Origin of the sequence: Methanocalculus natronophilus, assembly GCF_038751955.1 — an archaeon.
GTDB classification, from domain to species: domain Archaea; phylum Halobacteriota; class Methanomicrobia; order Methanomicrobiales; family Methanocorpusculaceae; genus Methanocalculus; species Methanocalculus natronophilus.
In genome coordinates, this window is sequence record NZ_JBCEXH010000011.1 from 1 (window position 1) to 17,230 (window position 17,230).

The window sequence follows — 17,230 nt, forward strand, 5'->3', positions numbered from 1 at the left end:
CCGGAAACCTCCGGGATATCATCACCGCGTTGCAGGACAATACTATACGCACGCCCGGGATATATAGGTTGTTGAAGCACCGGATACATCCCCGAAAAACCCTCCAAATCATATGGACATCATATGGATTCTTCGAGGGTTTTCTCCTGGTGGATGAGGGGAATGTATCCTTCTGTGGTCAAAAACCATACTGCAGCATGCTGCACACCCGGTCTCTGTGGGAATTGTAAAACCCTGCATCGCCTCATATAAGCGGCTGCTATGGGTTTTTTGGTGGAAAATGCGGCAAATTTACCGCCCTTTTCCTCCAGGGCAATCCCTTGCGACTCTAATAGATTATCACACCTCTCTAATAAATTCTTCTTTTTGATCAGCTCCGGCATGCAGATATCTCTCGTGCCGCGCCTTATTTCAGGGTTTCATGCAGGCCATATCATGGTGGCGCTCCCATTGATAGCGCCCCCTCTGCCATGACGCGCAGGCTGGTACTCAAACAGATGCCAGGTATGCTGAATCTCACCTGGATGAGTGCCAGATACAAAAAGAGAACAGGACTGCAACCATCATCCATCACCCATCATCCGGAAGAAGAATCATACATTATTTCGTGCAGGAGCATTCTATGCATGTGCAGGTGACAGTATAGAAACTGAGGTTTGGGGGTATGCCTGGTGAATAATGAAAAAGAGAGAGAGCAAGAGAGAGGACAGAAGGGGCGCTTCCAGCAGATATCTCTCTGTATCGTCCAGGAGTGGGATCCGGATGAGATCATTTCCCTCTATCAGGAAGGCGGCTGGTGGGACGACTCCTGGGATCGGTCAAAGATACCGGCAATGATCCGGGGAAGCCACCGGTTTATTGTTGCCGTGGATGAAATCACCGGTTCGGCTGTTGGAATGGGCAGGACAATATCTGATGGTGTATCTGATGCATACATCCAGGATGTGGTGGTCCGGAAAGAGTACAGGCGGTGCTATATCGGGGTGCAGATTATCCGGCTTCTGACCAGAATCTGCGAGGAGGAGGGGATACTATGGATAGGTCTCATATCTGAGCCTGGAACCCTGCATTTTTACAAAAAGATAGGCTTCCAACCGATGGAGCAATATATACCAATGATCTACAAGAAAGAGGACGACAATGCTCTCTCTCAATGACTTCCAACCGGTTTCACCTGAAAACAAGGATCTCATTGAACAGTACCTGAGATCATATCCCCAGGAGCATAGCGATAATACCATCATAAACATGCTCTGCTGGAACCACTATGCGCATTACCACTATGCTATTGCAGATGATGCGCTTGTCATTATGACCATAGTGGGGGGTGAGCGGACATTCAGGCTTCCAATTGGAGAGCAGAACGACTCGCTTCTCAGAAATCTCATAGCTCTCGCCGCAAAAGAGGGCGGGTCCATCCCGCTTCAGATACTTGATTCGGCAGGGTATGCGTGGCTCTTGCGCCTGTATCCGCACCTCCCGGTCATTGACGATCGGGATTTTGCAGATTATGTCTACCTTGCCTCGGATCTTGCCGATCTCAAGGGAAGGCAGTACCTGACGATCCGGGGAGAGATCAACAGGTTCAGGCGCTTACGGGACTATACAGTAGCTGAGATGTCAGGAGAATCAATGGATGAGATCCGCGAATTCCTGGAGAAATGGTGTGAGTGGAAGCATTGTGACGAGACGCCCATACTTGCTTATGAACGGGATGCTGTCTTTTATGCGATCGATCACTTCTCCCTGATCAATGCCTCCGGCATGGTCGTCAAAACCGAGGAGGGGATCGGGGCAATAGCAATCTATGGGGAACTCAATCCGGAGACGCTTGTCATCCATTTTGAGAAAGGCCTTCCCGGTTTTGAAGGCATCTACAAGGTGATCAATATGGAGACTGCAGCTGCCTGCCAATCGCGCTATACGTATATCAACAGGGAGTCTGATATGGGGGTGCCCGGTCTGCGTGAGGCAAAAACCCGGTACCATCCGCATCATATGGCGCCTGTCCGGTATGTACGGAAACAGGATCTGGATGATCTGGTTTTGAAAGGATTGTGATGATACACAACGGATACAATCATTTTCCTCCGTCTGTTTCCGTTCCATCTCCTTCCAATCCAAACTCTCTCTCTCTCTCCTGTTCCTTCCTCTGCAGCTCCCTTTCTCCTGCGTCTCCTGACGTATCTGCTTATCCCGACTTATCTGCATATCCCAAGGATTGAATGCATCGACTCAGCTGAAATGGATGGCTTTGCAGATTCGAGCCAGAGGTAAAATCCAACCCTGCCCGGAGTTATACGCTCATACTTGAACCCTCCCGACTTCTCAGGCACCATCTTATAGTAGACCCGCTTCTTCCTCGGCTTGAGATAAATAACCGGCGAGATTTCGGGGAGATCCATTGCAAGGACGGCTTTTGAGTAATCTCTGGCAAGATCGTGATACCCGAGGATGTCGCTTTTCACCCTGAGACCATATCTTGAGATCAACTCCTTCTGGGCTCCCTCGTGGAGTGCACCGAAGATGACCTTTTTGACGAGTGGCGAAACCTGGGGATCTGATCGTATCTCGTTTTGTGACGCACCTTTGTTTGCTGCAATGAGGAGGCGGGCAAGGGTTGAATCATGAAACTGCTTGTAATCAAATGGGCGGGTGCGGAGTGAGAGGGCGCTGATCAGCTTTGGATTATTTACTGCCGCCCTCGGAAGTGAAGCCAGGCGGAGCGGACGGAGCGAGGATTTGAGCTCTTCGCAGGAGAATGTTCCGACATAGGCATTCTCATCCTGTTTACAGAGCCGCCTGACAACCTGGGTGTTTTTGATGTCGACTGCTGAAAAGAGTGCAAAATCAACAGTCTCCTGCCTGAAAAGGTATCCGAAGAGTTTCTTTTTATACTGAATCTCAGCTTCCAGATCTTTTAGATCAGCCGGGGAGGTGACAATCTCTGCAAATGAAATTTTATTGTTTTTATCTATGAGCAGGAGATCAACCTCTGCCAGATCCTGCCCATTCCCTCTCACCCGGATATCTCCTTTCTCGGCATAATAAATACCATTCTGGCCGAGAGCTATCCGGATGGGGCGTCTGGGTGCATCAGCACCTTTCTTGACTATCTTTTTCAATGCGGGAGTTGAGGACGCTGTCTCAAGAAGCAGCTCATAGATGAGAGCCTCATACCAGTACCCCTCGACGGTTCGCATCTCCATGATATCATCTGAGAAGAGTTTGATGTTATCACCCTTCTTCAGGTGACGCAGCGCCCTGATCGCAAGTGCCCTGTTTGGTTCAAACGAAGCACAATTTGTTCTCAACCAGTCTAACACTGCCTCTCTCCCTCCTTTCTGGATTGGATCAATCCCGGGGGATAAATACGCCTCCTGTGCGCACCTGCCGGTAATACACCCGGAAACTCCGGTTTACGGGTACGAGTACCCTCTTTGTGCTCCCGGATTCTCCGGGGTAGCAGACAATTTGCTATCATATCTTCTGCCTGTTTATGGTTTAGTGGGCCCTGTTGCAGCACCTGATCCCGGCTGCGTCTGATCCGGTGTTTGCCAAAACCCCTTGTCACGTTTTCGTATCTGATTCACGCCTGTTTTTTTTCCCTTCCAGGCTATCCGGCTTCATTAAGGCTTTTCTCTTCACCATCTTATCCCAGAACGACGATCGATCGGGTCAGGCTTTTGTGGACACGCTGGGAGAATGAGTGAACTATCTCGAAAAATTCCTCTGCTATCGGAGAAATAGTTCTGTGGGTGACGAGCACCGCCCTCCTCCCGGGTTTGAGTATCCGCCGTATCTCTCTGAGTGATTCCGCATAAAGCCGGTCAAGGCTTGCCGCTTTGATTGAGGTTGACTGGCCATAGGGGAGATCCGCTGCAACCGCATCAACTGATCCATCTGCGAGAGGGAGTTGACAGGTATCTGCACGGAGACAGGCGACATGGGGCAGGTTTTCCCGGGTGCCATCAATCATCGCGGGATCAATATCAGATCCCACAACGCGTGCTCCAACCAGCTGACCTTCAAGGAGTATGCCTCCTGTCCCGCAGAAGGGATCATACAGAATCTCTTTCGGCTGTACGTGGGTGAGATTTACCATTGCACGTGCCATGAGGGGCATCATCACTCCCGGATGGAAGAACTTCCGCCGCATTGGATTCCGGTATGCATAGGATCCCCGGTTGATATGGTGAATGACCCTGCCAAGGTAGCAGGTATCATTTGAAAATATAGCCCTGAATTCTTCACCTGGTGCTTTCAGCGATACATCGCCGTTGATATAATCTCCCATTATCCGTTCGATGACTGGTCGGGATTCCGGTAGTATCGCAGGATGAATTCTTTTAATCCGGCATGCAAAGGGCTTCTCTGCAGTCAGGGAGAGGTCGCGGAGAAGGCTGGTTATCTCGTCCATCTCTGCCGGGCAGGACCCGAGGTACTCCATAACAACATGCGTCTGTGCAAGCCTGATAGTATCTCCGGGAACCTGGCAGTCTGCAATGGCAACCTGTGGAGCCGTTGCACAAACCCTGCCGACACACCCGATCTCAGCAGCCGGGAGATCCGGGTGTTCGCCGGAGAGCTCAAAGAGCAGTTTCATCCATATATCTGTTGGTTATGGCAGAAGAAATACCTGTGCAATGGATTCACCAGCTTTGTTCTGCAAAAACCACCCTGCCGGGATGGGGAGATGTCATTATGCATTCTTGCATGGAGTAGTACGGGAATCGTATATTCTGGCAAAATAAAAAAGAAGGTGATATCTTGCCTGGTATTGCTTGGGAAAGAAAGCGGCGTTTACCTGCCCATCACTTTTTCAAAGAAACCTTTCTTCCCGGTTGAAGCTTCAGCCCCGGATCCGTCTCTCTCTTCAAGCTCACGGATCTTCTCATACAGCTCCATGACCTCAGAACCTGGATCCTTTGGAGTGACGATGATGACCCGTACCAACAGATCGCCCGGACGACCCCGGCGACGTATTCCTTCACCTGGAATCCTGAGTGCTGTACCATACTGGATGCCTGGTGGGATTTTCAGGTTGACTCTGCGGTTATCAATCGTCTCGATCTCAACTTCTGATCCGAGAACCGCCTGTGCAGGTGATATCCTAACACCGGTCTCGAGCGTATCTCCTTTTCGATCGAACCGCGTATCGGACTCGACCATCACCTCGATATAGAGATCTCCGGTTGCGGCACCATAGTCTCCTGCCTCACCATATCCTTCCATACGGAGCCTCATCCCGGACTCGACACCGGCGGGGATGTGAATGGTGACTGTCCTCTGTACCTGGGTGTGTCCGCTGCCATTACAGGAGGTGCATGGCTGCTCGGGGATCCTGCCTTTTCCATTACATTCGGTACAGGTCGTCATCCTGACAAACTGGCCAAAAAGCGACTGGCTGACAGATCGCATCTGGCCACTCCCTCCACACCTGGAACAGACACTCTGGCGTTTGTTGGCGCTGCCTGTTCCATCACAGGAGGGGCATGCCTCTGCATGCATCACCTTGATGTCCCGGTCTGTGCCAAATACGGCATCACGAAGTGAGACAGAGATCCTCATCAGCAGATCTGCCCCACGCTGTGGGCCTGACCGGGATCCGCGTCCACCAAAGAATGTATCGAATATATCTCCAAAACCGGCAAAATCTGAAGAGAATCCGTATCCTCCGCTGCCAGAACCGCTGTAGCTTCCTTTTGAGGCATTCGTATATGCCTCATGGCCGAGCTGATCATACTGCCTGCGTTTATCTGCATCGGAGAGGATGCTGTATGCTTCATTGATCTTTTTGAAGCGTTCCTCAGCACCCTCGTCCTTGCAGACATCAGGATGATACTTCCGGGCAAGGTTGCGGTATGCTCTCTTTATCTCCTTCTCCGGTGCATTCTTTGGAACGCCGAGGATCTCATAGTAGCTCTCCGCAACCATTCAACTCACTCTTTTTTGACTTCGTAGTCTGCGTCGACGACGGTGTCGTCTTTTGCCGCTTCACCTTCAGCCCCGGCTGCCTCCTGTGCTTCCTGGCCGGCCTTCTCGTAGATCTTTGTTGTGACTTTGAAGACAGCTTCCTGGAGAGCGTCCATCTTCTCCTTGATTGCGACAGTGTCTTCGCCTTCAAGTGCGGTCCGAAGGGCTGCTGTCGCCTCCTCGATCGCGGTCTTGTCCTCGGCATCAAGCTTGTCTTCGCTCTCTTTGATCAGTTTTTCCGCGCTGTAGACAGCCATGTCGGCATTGTTCCTGATCTCGATCTCCTCACGCTTCTTTTTGTCTTCTTCCTCATGGAGCTGGGCGTCCTGCACCATCTTCTCGATCTCATCATCTGAGAGGTCTTTCTTTCCGGTGATGGTGATGGATTGCTCGTTACCAGAACCAAGATCCTTTGCTGATACATGGACGATGCCATTTGCATCAATATCGAATGTCACCTCGATCTGGGGAACTCCGCGTGGTGCGGGGGGGATGCCCGTGAGCTGGAACCGCCCGAGTGAGAAATTGTCTCGTGCAAACTGCCGTTCACCCTGGACAACATGGATCTCGACACTTGTCTGCCCGTCTGCTGCGGTTGAGAAGATCTGGCTCTTCCGGGTCGGGATGGTTGTGTTCCGCTCAATGAGGGGTGTTGCAATATTGCCGAGGGTCTCAATACCGAGCGTGAGCGGGGTCACATCCAGGAGAACAACATCCTTTGCTTCCCCTGAGAGGACTGCACCCTGGATTGCTGCTCCCAGTGCCACACATTCGTCGGGGTTGATTCCCTTATCAGGTTCTTTGCCTGTTACTTTTTTGACTGTCTCAACAACAAGCGGAACCCGTGTGGATCCGCCAACAAGCAGGACATGGTTGATATCCTTTGTCTCAAGACCTGCATCTTTCAGTGCATTCTTCACAGGGCCTACCGTTTTTTCAACCAGATCCCCAATCAGCTGCTCGAGCTTTGCACGGGTCAGATCCACGTCAAGGAACTTCGGTCCTGAGTCGGTTGTCGTGATGTAGGGGAGGTTGATATTGGTCTTCTGTAGTGACGAAAGCTCAATCTTTGCCCTCTCTGCTGCATCTTTTAAGCGCTGGAGTGCTACCGGATCTTTTCTGAGATCGATTCCTTCCTTCTGTTTGAAGTCATCAACCAGGAAATCGATGATCCGGTCGTCAAAGTCGTCTCCACCAAGCTTGTTGATACCATTGGTTGCCAGTACCTCAAAGACACCATCACCAAGTGTCAGGATCGAGACATCAAATGTACCTCCACCCAGATCATAGACAAGAACAGTCGATTCACCTTCCTTGTCAAGACCATATGCAAGCGAGCTTGCGGTCGGCTCGTTGATGATCCTCATCACTTCAAGGCCTGCAATCTTGCCGGCATCCTTTGTTGCCTGGCGCTGTGCATCATTGAAGTATGCGGGGACAGTGATGACGGCTTTTGTGATTTTTTCCCCGAGATAGGACTCAGCGTCTACTTTGAGCTTCTGAAGGATCATCGCTGAGATCTCCTGTGGAGAATATTTTTTATCGCCGATTGCGACTGTCTCTTCTGTTCCAATCTTTCGCTTGATCGAGGCGATGGTTCTTGTCGGGTTTGTCACAGCCTGACGCTTTGCAACACTTCCAACAAGGCGCTCTCCGTCTTTTGAGAATGCAACAACTGATGGCGTTGTTCGTGCACCCTCGGAGTTTGGGATCACCTTTGAGGTTCCACCTTCCATGATTGCCATGCAGGAGAACGTCGTTCCCAGATCAATGCCCAGAATCTTTTCACCACTCATAATTCCAACTCCGTTTATTCATTTCCTTTTGCTACTGCCACTTTGGCGCATCTGATTACTTTGTCATGCATACAATACCCGCGCACCACTTCATCAATGATCACACCATCTTCATGGTCTGAATTGACGTGCGCAATCGCTTCATGCTCATTTGGATCAAAGCGGGTGTGTAAGCACTCAATTGGGGTGATGCCGTTCCTCTCAAGGACTGAAAGGAAGAGCTTATGAATCTGAACCAGTCCCTCTCTCAGATCTCTGTCATCTGCCTTGAGGGCACGTTCAAGATTGTCCAGGATCTCCAGGACATCAAGTGCGAACCGTTCATTTGCGAACCTGATAAACTGCTCCTGTTCCCGTGCCATCCGCTTTTTATAATTGTCAAAGTCAGCGGCGAGCCGGAGGAACTTCTCATTGAGTTCGTCATATTCTGCCCGGGAGATCATGTGAGAAGGATCAATTGTCTCTTCCCTCTCGATCATCTCTTCGCTCATGGCCCCTTCCTGTCGCTTTTTTTCATCATCCTCCATAGAAGATCACATCAAATATGTTACTCACATTTTCGTGCTGCATCTAATATTGTAATGTAGTTCTATATATATTTGTCCCTAACCTTACGTAAATATATGTCCCATCACCTCCCTCTTCATACCGGTCTTTAAAATCCAATTATGCTGGTATTTTCTTTTTTTTTGAGTAATACGGATTGTTTGTGTGCAAACGACAATACCTGGCAAACACCCGGCTCTGGCGGGGCGCATGAGCACGTCGCAGAGTAGGGGAATAACCCTCAGCTTCGTCAAACGAGGCTTCAGCATGAATTAATTTTTCAGAGCACGCTCCCACTCCGGAATGGATGAAACTATTATTCTTGAGGATCAATCTGTGCATCATATGAAGACAGCTCTCCTCTCTGTCTGGGATAAGACAGGAATAATCGACTTTGCACGTTTTCTACACGAGCAAGGCATCGCTCTTTTGAGTTCCGGTGGTACGGCAAAGGCGCTCTCGGAAGCCTCCCTTCCCTATACCGAGGTTTCGCAGTATACCGGATCGCCTGAGATGATGGATGGACGGGTTAAAACGCTCCACCCGAAGATCCATGGCGGGCTCCTCGGCAGGCGTGGTACTGACGATGCGGTGATGGCAGAACATGGAATCGAAGGTATAGACATCCTCTGTGTCAATCTCTATCCATTTGAGAAGATGTCGGCAGAGAATCTTCCAATCGAGGATCTTGTCGAATTTATTGATATCGGTGGTCCTGCAATGATCCGGGCTGCAGCGAAGAATTACAGGGATGTCTGTGTGGTCTGTGACCCGGCTGACTATCCTGTCATAACCGAGGCTGTCACAGCAGGTACTATAACCACCACGCTCCGTCTCCGGCTTGCAAAGAAGGCATTTGCACGGACAGCTGCATATGATGCTGCGATCAGCAACCATCTCCACAGCCTGGACTCCGTTTTCCCCGATGTGCTGACGGTTCAGTACCAGGGAGGCAGGATCCTGCGGTATGGTGAGAATCCCCATCAGCAGGCAGCAGTCTATGGGACAACCGGTATTGCAGGTTCTATTCCCGTGCAGGGAAAACCGATGTCATACAATAATTACCTTGATCTCCATGCTGCTGTCGGCCTGCTCAGGGAGTTTGATGATGCCGCGTGTGTCACGGTGAAGCATAATAACCCCTGCGGGGTCGCCATCGGCTCAAATCTGCTTGAGGCATATATCAGATCACGTGATGTTGATCCGGTCTCTGCATATGGAGCAGTTGTTGCGATGAATCGGGGGGTTGACAGTGATGTTGCAGACGCGATCTGCAGTACCTTTGTTGAGGTCGTTGTTGCCCCCTCCTATACTCCGGAGGCACGGGAGATGATGAAAGCCAAGGAGAATATGCGGCTCCTGACGCTCCCTCCCCCCATACTCTCTGATGAAATCCGATCCATTGACGGGGGTGCCCTCCTGATGCGGACCCCTCCATACCGCGAACACTGGGAGGTGGTATCCGAGCGTGAGCCAACCGCAGCAGAGCTTGAGGCGATGCGGCTTGCCTGGCGGGTCTGCAAGCATACCAAGAGCAACACCATCATCTTTGCCAGCAATGAGGAGACCCTTGGGATTGGCGCAGGACAGATGAGCAGGGTGGATGCGGCAAAGATTGCAATCCAGAAAGCCGGTAAGCCCCTGGAGGGATCGGTTGTCGCCTCAGATGCCTTCCTCCCGTTCCCGGATACGCTTCTGGTGGCAGCAGACGCGGGTGCAACCGCGCTTATCCAGCCGGGTGGATCGATACGGGATGCAGAGGTGATAGAGGCTGCAAACCAGCGGAATATGGCCATGGTCTTCACCGGTGTGCGGTACTTCAGGCATTAAAGAATGAAGCCCTGATCCGGGGGTTGAGAAAATAACAATATTTTTATTTTTGAAGCACTCCTCTTAATATGTCTCATCCAATCTCTTTTTAAACCAAATGTATGCCGGTGAGCGGCATGTATCATCAATAATGATTGTTGAACTGGTGTATTTAATCATAGTAATTCATTTCAAACCAGTTGAACGGGTATTCAGGTAACTACGCTGATAAGCACATCCCAATCTGAAAAAAACCCGTAAATTTCTCTCAAATACAGGAAAAATTTATATAGAAAGGCGATAGTATTCTGATTACCACAGAGGTGGTTCTTTATGGAATACGGTCAAATGCTTGGTGACTCTTTTGAGTATACGAAGGAATGCCTGGTTGGCAAGTGGATGAAGTGGGTTCTCCTCATCATCTCTGCAATCATCTTCCCTCTCCTGTACGGCTATCTGGTACGAATCTTCAAAGGGACAAAACCCGCGCCTGAACTTGAGGACTGGGGGAGTCTCTTTATTGACGGTATCAAACTACTGATTGTCGGTATCATCTATGCACTTCCTGTCCTGATTGTAGCATTCCTCCTTATGGGTGGTACAATGTTTGCTGCTGCCATGGGAGGAGATATGGGAGCAGCTGTTGGTGCAATGGGTGCCCTGACAGGCATGCTTGTTGTGTTTATTCTTGCCTTTATAATCTGGCTTTTCGTCCCGATGGCATATATCCGGTTTGCCCGGACAGGCTCAATCGGTGAGGCATTCAACTTCAGCGCTATCCTGGGACATATCGGAAAGGTCGGCTGGATCAACTACATCATCGCGTTAATTATCCTTGGAGTCGTCATCGCACTCGTCCAGTTCGTCCTGGGTATCATCCCGATCATCGGCTGGTTTTTGATGATTGTCCTCATACCTGCGTTTGCTATCTTTGGAGCCCGGTATATCACGTTGATCTATGACAGTGTTCCTGCATAAGCAGGTTCACTCCTTTTTTTTATCGTATTGGGAATTACGACCATAGCAGCAGAAAGCCTACGAATTTGTCGTGGGATGCATGCTCCATTGTATTCCTGATGCTTTCTCCCGACTCTGCCATCTGCAGCAGGTGGAGGTGGTCTCCTGAAGGGAAATATACCTGTTATTCTTTTGGCAAAAGGGGATAGGAACGCCCATCTTAAGGCTTCTTTGAATAGAGGTTGCTAATAGGGTTAAATTTATGATGTACCGCCTATAATGGGATAATATCCGTGTCTGGTTGGTGTATGGTGGTGTCTGCTCTAAAAAGCCTCAAAATTCCGCTAAAAGTAAAAAAAGAATTTGAAATGGGGAATAATTTTTTTCTTCAGGGACATTTCCATGACGCACGTATCTACTATGATCGTGCGATCGCAGTTGATTCGGACTGCACGCCTGCATGGATTGCCCGTGGCCATACACTTGCTGCACTGAACCTGCTGGATGATGCGCTTGCATCCTTTGAAAAAGCGCTCGAACTTGATCCAAAAAATGCCGATGCATGGACAAACCATGGTGTCCTGGCAAGCAGACTTGGTCGCCTGGAAGAGGCCTTCGCATCCTATCAACAGGCGCTCACTCAGAACCCCCGTCATAGTGACGGATGGTACAACCACGGCATACTTTGTGAGGAGTGTGGCATGATCCGTGATGCACTCATGAGTTATGACTCAGCTCTTGCCGCCAATTCCAAAAACCCGCAGATCTGGTATAGCCGGGGAACAGCTTTTGCCAGGTGCGGACTCTTTGAGGAAGCCCTTGCCTCACTGGATAATGCCATTGCAATTGACCCGGCATATGCCTCCGCATGGAATAACCGGGGTATTGTTCTTGGACTGATGGGGCGTGATAATGAGGCAACCGCTGCTTTCAGGGAGTCAATCGCTCTTGATCCGGATCAAAGCGAGGTATGGAACAATCATGGTATACTGCTTGTGAAAACAGGGGACCGTGAAGGTGCAGCTTTTGCTTTTGAACATGCTCTTCGTCTCGATCCGGAGAATGCCGAAGCAGCAGAAAACCAGAGACTCTTACGCGATGCTCATAAAACGGGTGCTGTTACCGGACCCGATGATGACGCAGTCGTCATATGTGAACCAGCGGCAAAGAGGGATGTGGGTGTTTTTTCTCAATCAGGTCACCTGCACTCCTGAACTCAGAATACTTTTTTTGATCTGCCAGAGCTTTTGGTAAACCTGATCCCGGGTACACCTGATTCAGGCTTTTTGTGCCACCTGGATAACGAAATCAGGCTCGTAGGGATCGAATCTCTCCTGGAAATCACCAAAGGTTCTGATGTTGGAAAATCCTGATTTTTTCAGGTAACCGGTTAATACCTGCTGCCTGATTGGGTGCATGGTCAGGTGATACTTCTCATTCTCACTGAATTTGTACTGGAACTGGACCATGGTGTCATGGAGCTCAACAGGCTGGATCTCAACCTGGTTGCCACAATAGTAATACTGGTGTTTACTCGAATAGCCTTTATCAAGGATACGGTCATAATTTCTCTGGTCAACGACAAATATACCGCCTTTTTTCAGCACCTTGAAAACTTCCCTGATCGTTTTGAGGTAAAACTCCTTCTCAAAGAGATGAGTCAGGGCATTCCCAAGGCAGATAACCGCATCATACTGTTTGTGTATGCTGTGTGTCAGGGACAGCCAGTCGGCTTTTTGTATGGTGAGATCGACGTCGTGCTTTTCTGCATTCGCATACGTCTCTGCCAGCATCGCATCTGAACCATCCGCTGCATCAACATTGAAGCCTTCTTGTGCAAGGTGGATTGCATGGAAACCTGTACCGCATGCCATATCCAGCACATCACAAACCCCATACTCCCGTAAGAGGTTTTCAAAGAACCCGTCTTCACTTTCTTTCCGAACATCCCAGTTTACTATCTCATCCCATCTGTTGGACAGTCCACTGGCATATTCTTCTTTAAATTTTTCTTTGAGGTTTTCCCCCGAAAAATCGGTTTTTAAAATGTCTGTTGTGTCATTCATACTATCTACCATCCTCCATCTGATTCATTGATCAGATAGTATGTGACTCCGAAGGTTCACCTTGTTCAACCAAGTAATTTTCTCTACTACCTTTATATGTTATGAAATAATTCCTGAAATTGTACAAATACAAAATTAAAGGAAAAATTCTACTTTGAACAGTATGAGGCTATGTATGAAACCTCAGAACGCTGGCTTCCCTATCCTATACCTTAAATATTCTAACGTCCATATACGTACCGGTGCTTTCCACTATGAGGGATTGCTTTATTTGTTAATAGCCCACGCATTTTAGATACCACCTTGCGTGACGGGGAACAGACCCCCGGTGTATCGCTGAAACCCGATGATAAACTGAATGTCGCAACACTTCTTTCAGATATCGGCGTTCATGTCATCGAGGTAGGATCCGCAGCTGCATCTGAAGGAGAACGGGAATCTCTCCGCCTGATATCTGATGCCGGACTCACATCCGAGATCTGCACGTTTGTCAGGGGAGTGAAGCTTGACATCGACTATGCCGCAGACTATGGTGCTGATTCTGTCCACCTGGTCATACCGGTCTCTGATCTGCATATCGAGAAGAAGCTGCAGAAGGACAGGGACTATGTCCTGAAGATGGCCTGGGATTCTGTTGAATATGCAAAAGATCGCGGCCTGATCGTTGAACTCTCAGGAGAAGACGCCTCGCGTGCCGATCAGTCCTATCTCCACGGGCTCTATGCAGGCGGTATTGAACGGGGAGCAGATCGGATCTGTTTCTGTGACACCGTTGGTGTACTCACTCCTGAACGTGCAGGTGAGATCATACCGCCACTTGCAGAGCTCGCCCCACTCTCCATCCACTGCCACAATGATCTCGGGCTTGGCCTTGCCACCACACTCTCGGCACTGAAGTCGGGTGCATCATCTGCTCATGTGACCGTAAACGGCCTTGGGGAGAGAGCGGGGAATACCCCGCTTGAAGAGCTCGTCATGGCACTTGAGGTATTGTATGGAGTAAAGACGGGCATCCGATCTGAAGAGATCTACCATCTCTCAACAGTCGTCTCCCGTCTCACCCGCGTGCCACTGCCAACAAACAAGGCAATCGTTGGCGAGATGGCTTTCACCCACGAGAGCGGCATCCATGCCCATGGCATGCTCCGGGATACTGCAACATACGAGCCGATTACCCCGGAGCTTGTTGGACGAAGGCGTCGCATCCTGCTTGGCAAACATTCCGGTTCGGCATCGGTTGAGGCAGCACTTTCCGAGATGGGATACGTGACAGAGCCGCGTCAGCTGCAGGAGATCGTCTTGCGTGTCAAACAGCTCGGCGATGAAGGAAAACGGGTTACCGACTCGGATCTGCATGCGATTGCCGAAGCGGTGCTTGACATATCCTGTGAGCCTGTGATCAGGATGAAACAGTTTACAACGGTCTCTGGAAACAGTGTCATGCCGACGGCATCCGTCACCCTCACTGTACAGGGTGAGGATATTACCCAGGCGTCAACTGGTGCAGGTCCGGTGGATGCGGTCATCCTGGCACTCCGGAAGGCGGTACAGGATGTCGGTGACATCACGCTTGAGGAGTATCATGTCGATGCCATCTATGGCGGCACAGATGCACTTGTTGACGTCACTGTTAAGTTAAAGAAGGACGGAGAAATAATCACATCCCGCGGTGCCAGGACTGATATCATCATGGCATCTGTTGAAGCTATGATATCCGGAATGAACAGATTATTGAGGAGTTGAGATGAAAACCGGGGCAAAAATACTGGTTGAAGGGTTATTGAAGCAGGGAGTGACGACTATTTTTGGATACCCCGGTGGTGTCGTACTCCCCATCTACGATGAACTGTACGATTCCCCGCTGCAACATATCCTGGTGCGGCACGAACAGGCCGCAGCGCATGCAGCTGACGGGTATGCACGGGCTTCCGGCAAAACAGGGGTATGCCTTGCGACATCAGGGCCTGGCGCATGCAACCTGGTAACAGGTATAGCAACAGCCTACATGGACTCTGTCCCGATGGTGGCCTTAACCGGACAGGTACCAACTGCAATGCTCGGAAACGATGCCTTTCAGGAGTCTGACATCACCGGTATCACAATGCCGATCACCAAGCACAGTTACCTGGTGAAAAAGGCTGAAGATATCGATAGTACGCTCGGCGAGGCATTCCATATAGCCGGAACCGGACGGCAGGGCCCGGTCTTAATCGATCTTCCAAAGGATGTCGTCACAAATGTTGCGCCGGATCCTGGTCCGCAGGCCGCGATCTCTCTCCGGGGATATCATCCGACATTCAAAGGAAATCTCCGCCAGATCGAGAAGGCAATCGCACTGATCTCTGAAGCCGAGCGACCTGTCATCTATGCGGGAGGCGGTGTGATTGCTTCAGATGCATCAGCGGAGCTGATCCGGCTGGCCGAACAGACACTCATTCCGGTGACGACGACACTGATGGGTATCGGTGCGATCCCTGGGGATCATCCTCTCAACCTTGGCATGCTCGGGATGCATGGGACACGGTATGCAAATTATGCCGTGACCGAATGTGATCTCTTACTTGCTATTGGTGCACGTTTCGATGACCGGGTAACCGGCAGAATACAGTCGTTTGCCCCGAATGCAAGGATTATTCATATCGATATCGATCCCGCGGAGATCGGAAAGAACAAGCAGATCGATGTTCCGATCGTCGGGGATTCAAAGATGGTTCTCTCCTGCATACTCGATCGGATCTCTTCGCAAAAGGCCAGAACTGCCTGGAACGAGAAGATCGGGAACTGGAAGGCGCAGCATCCGCTCTCAATCCCCGATGACGGCCTGCTACGACCCCAGCTGGTCATCAAAACCCTCTCCGATCTGCTCAATGGTGAGGGTGTCATCGTCTCTGAGGTCGGCCAGAACCAGATGTGGACTGCCCAGCAGTTCTGCTTTAAACATCCCCGGACATGGATCACCTCAGGTGGTCTTGGCACAATGGGGTATGGTCTCCCTGCCGCAATGGGTGCCCATTTTGCCCGTCCTGACCTCCCGGTCTTTGATATCGCAGGAGACGGGAGCATCCAGATGAATATCCAGGAATTTGGAACGGTTGCCCAGTACGATATCCCGGTGAAGGTTGTCATCCTGAACAATATGTACCTTGGAATGGTCCGGCAGTGGCAGGAACTCTTCTATGATCGCCGCTATTCCTATACAGAACTGCCGTCTGTTGACTTCGTCGGTATCGCAAAAGCATATGGAATCGATGGCATGCGTGTTGATTCGGCAGATGGTGTCAGGGAGGCGCTTACCTCTGCTATTGATACTGATGGTCCGTTTGTCCTTGACTTCCGGATTCACCGGGAGGAGAATGTCTTCCCGATGGTGCCTGCCGGTGCTGCAATCAACGAGATGATCGGAGGGCAGAACAAATGAAGATCCATACACTCTCTGTTCTTGTTGAGAACAAATCTGGTGTCCTCTCCAGGGTTGCCGGCATGTTCTCACGCCGTGGGTTCAATATCGAGAGCCTGGCTGTCGGGACATGTGAGATGCCTGAGATGAGCAGGATCACAATCACCGTCAATGGGGACGATGTCCAGCTTGAACAGGTGAAGAAGCAGCTGAACAAGCTTATTGATGTCATCAAGGTCTCAGATATCACCTACCGTGAGCATGTCAGGCGCGAACTTGCCCTCATCAAGGTGGCGGCAAATCCCGGCAGCTCCCGTGCCGAGGTGATGCAGATCGCAGATATCTTCCGCGCCCAGATCATCGATGTGGGTTCAAAAACCCTTGTTCTCCAGGTTGTTGGCGATCCGGAAAAGATCGATGCGCTTGAGAAGCTCCTCAGGCAGTACGGGGTCAAAGAGCTTGTCAGAACAGGTACAGTTGCTGTTCTCCGTGGTATAAAGACCACTGCAGGCGAATAACAACTTCTTTTCATCTTTTCTGACCCTGCTTTGGGCAGGCCACGCCTCTGTATCACAGGATACAATTCTCTTCATTCAGGGATCTCCCTCTGCTGCATGTATCTGGGAGCGCGATCGAGCATGTTATATGTTAGCATGGTACACATTATCACTATATGCTATTTG

Annotated in this window: 15 protein-coding genes; 8 read left to right on the forward strand and 7 right to left on the reverse strand. The window is 50.3% G+C overall.

Annotated features, from left to right (window positions below; translation table 11 throughout):
* Window positions 1-119: 119 nt before the first annotated feature.
* Window positions 120-383: a hypothetical protein gene (locus ABCO64_RS09570; RefSeq protein ID WP_253457349.1), complete on the reverse strand. Its 264-nt coding sequence runs from the start codon at window positions 381-383 to the stop codon at window positions 120-122.
* Between the two features lie 288 nt (window positions 384-671).
* Here ABCO64_RS09570 and ABCO64_RS09575 point away from each other — a divergent pair, with 288 nt between their 5' ends.
* On the forward strand, window positions 672-1,157 hold the full coding sequence (locus ABCO64_RS09575) for a GNAT family N-acetyltransferase (RefSeq protein ID WP_253457345.1): 486 nt from the start codon (window positions 672-674) through the stop codon (window positions 1,155-1,157).
* Window positions 1,141-2,061 carry a DUF2156 domain-containing protein gene (locus tag ABCO64_RS09580; RefSeq protein WP_253457342.1) on the forward strand — a complete coding sequence of 307 codons (921 nt, stop codon included), beginning with the start codon at window positions 1,141-1,143 and terminating at the stop codon, window positions 2,059-2,061. The genes ABCO64_RS09575 and ABCO64_RS09580 overlap by 17 nt, the downstream gene beginning before the upstream one ends.
* A gap of 140 nt (window positions 2,062-2,201) precedes the next feature.
* On the opposite strand, the gene ABCO64_RS09585 is transcribed toward ABCO64_RS09580, so the two are convergent.
* From ABCO64_RS09585 to ABCO64_RS09605, 5 genes are all read right to left on the reverse strand, one after another.
* Complete coding sequence (locus ABCO64_RS09585; protein WP_253457338.1) at window positions 2,202-3,326, reverse strand: hypothetical protein; 1,125 nt, start codon at window positions 3,324-3,326, stop codon at window positions 2,202-2,204.
* A gap of 326 nt (window positions 3,327-3,652) precedes the next feature.
* Window positions 3,653-4,606: a methyltransferase domain-containing protein gene (locus tag ABCO64_RS09590; protein ID WP_253457333.1), complete on the reverse strand. Its 954-nt coding sequence runs from the start codon at window positions 4,604-4,606 to the stop codon at window positions 3,653-3,655.
* Window positions 4,607-4,803: 197 nt separating this feature from the next.
* On the reverse strand, window positions 4,804-5,937 hold the full coding sequence (gene dnaJ, locus ABCO64_RS09595; protein WP_253457330.1) for a molecular chaperone DnaJ: 1,134 nt from the start codon (window positions 5,935-5,937) through the stop codon (window positions 4,804-4,806).
* Window positions 5,938-5,942: 5 nt separating this feature from the next.
* On the reverse strand, window positions 5,943-7,772 hold the full coding sequence (gene dnaK, locus ABCO64_RS09600; protein ID WP_253457327.1) for a molecular chaperone DnaK: 1,830 nt from the start codon (window positions 7,770-7,772) through the stop codon (window positions 5,943-5,945).
* Window positions 7,773-7,786: 14 nt separating this feature from the next.
* On the reverse strand, window positions 7,787-8,299 hold the full coding sequence (locus ABCO64_RS09605; RefSeq protein WP_253457325.1) for a nucleotide exchange factor GrpE: 513 nt from the start codon (window positions 8,297-8,299) through the stop codon (window positions 7,787-7,789).
* Window positions 8,300-8,663: 364 nt separating this feature from the next.
* Between ABCO64_RS09605 and purH the strand changes: the two genes are divergently transcribed.
* From purH to ABCO64_RS09620, 3 genes are all read left to right on the forward strand, one after another.
* Window positions 8,664-10,148: a bifunctional phosphoribosylaminoimidazolecarboxamide formyltransferase/IMP cyclohydrolase gene (gene purH / locus ABCO64_RS09610; protein WP_253457322.1), complete on the forward strand. Its 1,485-nt coding sequence runs from the start codon at window positions 8,664-8,666 to the stop codon at window positions 10,146-10,148.
* 312 nt (window positions 10,149-10,460) lie between these two features.
* The gene (locus ABCO64_RS09615; protein WP_253457319.1) at window positions 10,461-11,105 is read left to right on the forward strand and encodes a DUF4013 domain-containing protein; all 645 of its coding nucleotides are present in this window, start codon (window positions 10,461-10,463) and stop codon (window positions 11,103-11,105) included.
* A gap of 347 nt (window positions 11,106-11,452) precedes the next feature.
* Window positions 11,453-12,298 carry a tetratricopeptide repeat protein gene (locus ABCO64_RS09620; protein WP_253457316.1) on the forward strand — a complete coding sequence of 282 codons (846 nt, stop codon included), beginning with the start codon at window positions 11,453-11,455 and terminating at the stop codon, window positions 12,296-12,298.
* A gap of 63 nt (window positions 12,299-12,361) precedes the next feature.
* Here ABCO64_RS09620 and ABCO64_RS09625 read toward each other — a convergent pair whose 3' ends face one another.
* Entirely contained in the window at window positions 12,362-13,150 is a 789-nt protein-coding gene (locus tag ABCO64_RS09625) for a class I SAM-dependent methyltransferase (protein ID WP_253457313.1), read from the reverse strand.
* A 261-nt stretch (window positions 13,151-13,411) separates the two neighbouring features.
* Between ABCO64_RS09625 and ABCO64_RS09630 the strand changes: the two genes are divergently transcribed.
* From ABCO64_RS09630 to ilvN, 3 genes are read left to right on the forward strand one after another with little or no spacing between them, the layout of a single operon-like run.
* Window positions 13,412-14,893: a 2-isopropylmalate synthase gene (locus ABCO64_RS09630; protein ID WP_292616486.1), complete on the forward strand. Its 1,482-nt coding sequence runs from the start codon at window positions 13,412-13,414 to the stop codon at window positions 14,891-14,893.
* Window position 14,894: 1 nt separating this feature from the next.
* The gene (gene ilvB / locus ABCO64_RS09635; protein WP_253457308.1) at window positions 14,895-16,568 is read left to right on the forward strand and encodes a biosynthetic-type acetolactate synthase large subunit; all 1,674 of its coding nucleotides are present in this window, start codon (window positions 14,895-14,897) and stop codon (window positions 16,566-16,568) included.
* Entirely contained in the window at window positions 16,565-17,065 is a 501-nt protein-coding gene (gene ilvN / locus ABCO64_RS09640; RefSeq protein ID WP_253457304.1) for an acetolactate synthase small subunit, read from the forward strand. The genes ilvB and ilvN overlap by 4 nt, the downstream gene beginning before the upstream one ends.
* Window positions 17,066-17,230: the final 165 nt, after the last annotated feature.

Excerpts from the sequence above, each read along its gene's own strand:
- ilvB (WP_253457308.1), top strand. The coding sequence starts at position 14,895 with ATGAAAACCGGGGCAAAAATACTGGTTGAAGGGTTATTGAAGCAGGGA.
- dnaJ (WP_253457330.1), bottom strand. The coding sequence starts at position 5,937 with ATGGTTGCGGAGAGCTACTATGAGATCCTCGGCGTTCCAAAGAATGCA.
- purH (WP_253457322.1), top strand. The coding sequence starts at position 8,664 with ATGAAGACAGCTCTCCTCTCTGTCTGGGATAAGACAGGAATAATCGAC.
- ABCO64_RS09625 (WP_253457313.1), bottom strand. The coding sequence starts at position 13,150 with ATGAATGACACAACAGACATTTTAAAAACCGATTTTTCGGGGGAAAAC.
- ABCO64_RS09590 (WP_253457333.1), bottom strand. The coding sequence starts at position 4,606 with ATGAAACTGCTCTTTGAGCTCTCCGGCGAACACCCGGATCTCCCGGCT.
- ABCO64_RS09580 (WP_253457342.1), top strand. The coding sequence starts at position 1,141 with ATGCTCTCTCTCAATGACTTCCAACCGGTTTCACCTGAAAACAAGGAT.
- ABCO64_RS09570 (WP_253457349.1), bottom strand. The coding sequence starts at position 383 with ATGCCGGAGCTGATCAAAAAGAAGAATTTATTAGAGAGGTGTGATAAT.
- ABCO64_RS09605 (WP_253457325.1), bottom strand. The coding sequence starts at position 8,299 with ATGGAGGATGATGAAAAAAAGCGACAGGAAGGGGCCATGAGCGAAGAG.
- ABCO64_RS09620 (WP_253457316.1), top strand. The coding sequence starts at position 11,453 with ATGGGGAATAATTTTTTTCTTCAGGGACATTTCCATGACGCACGTATC.
- ABCO64_RS09615 (WP_253457319.1), top strand. The coding sequence starts at position 10,461 with ATGGAATACGGTCAAATGCTTGGTGACTCTTTTGAGTATACGAAGGAA.
- ilvN (WP_253457304.1), top strand. The coding sequence starts at position 16,565 with ATGAAGATCCATACACTCTCTGTTCTTGTTGAGAACAAATCTGGTGTC.
- dnaK (WP_253457327.1), bottom strand. The coding sequence starts at position 7,772 with ATGAGTGGTGAAAAGATTCTGGGCATTGATCTGGGAACGACGTTCTCC.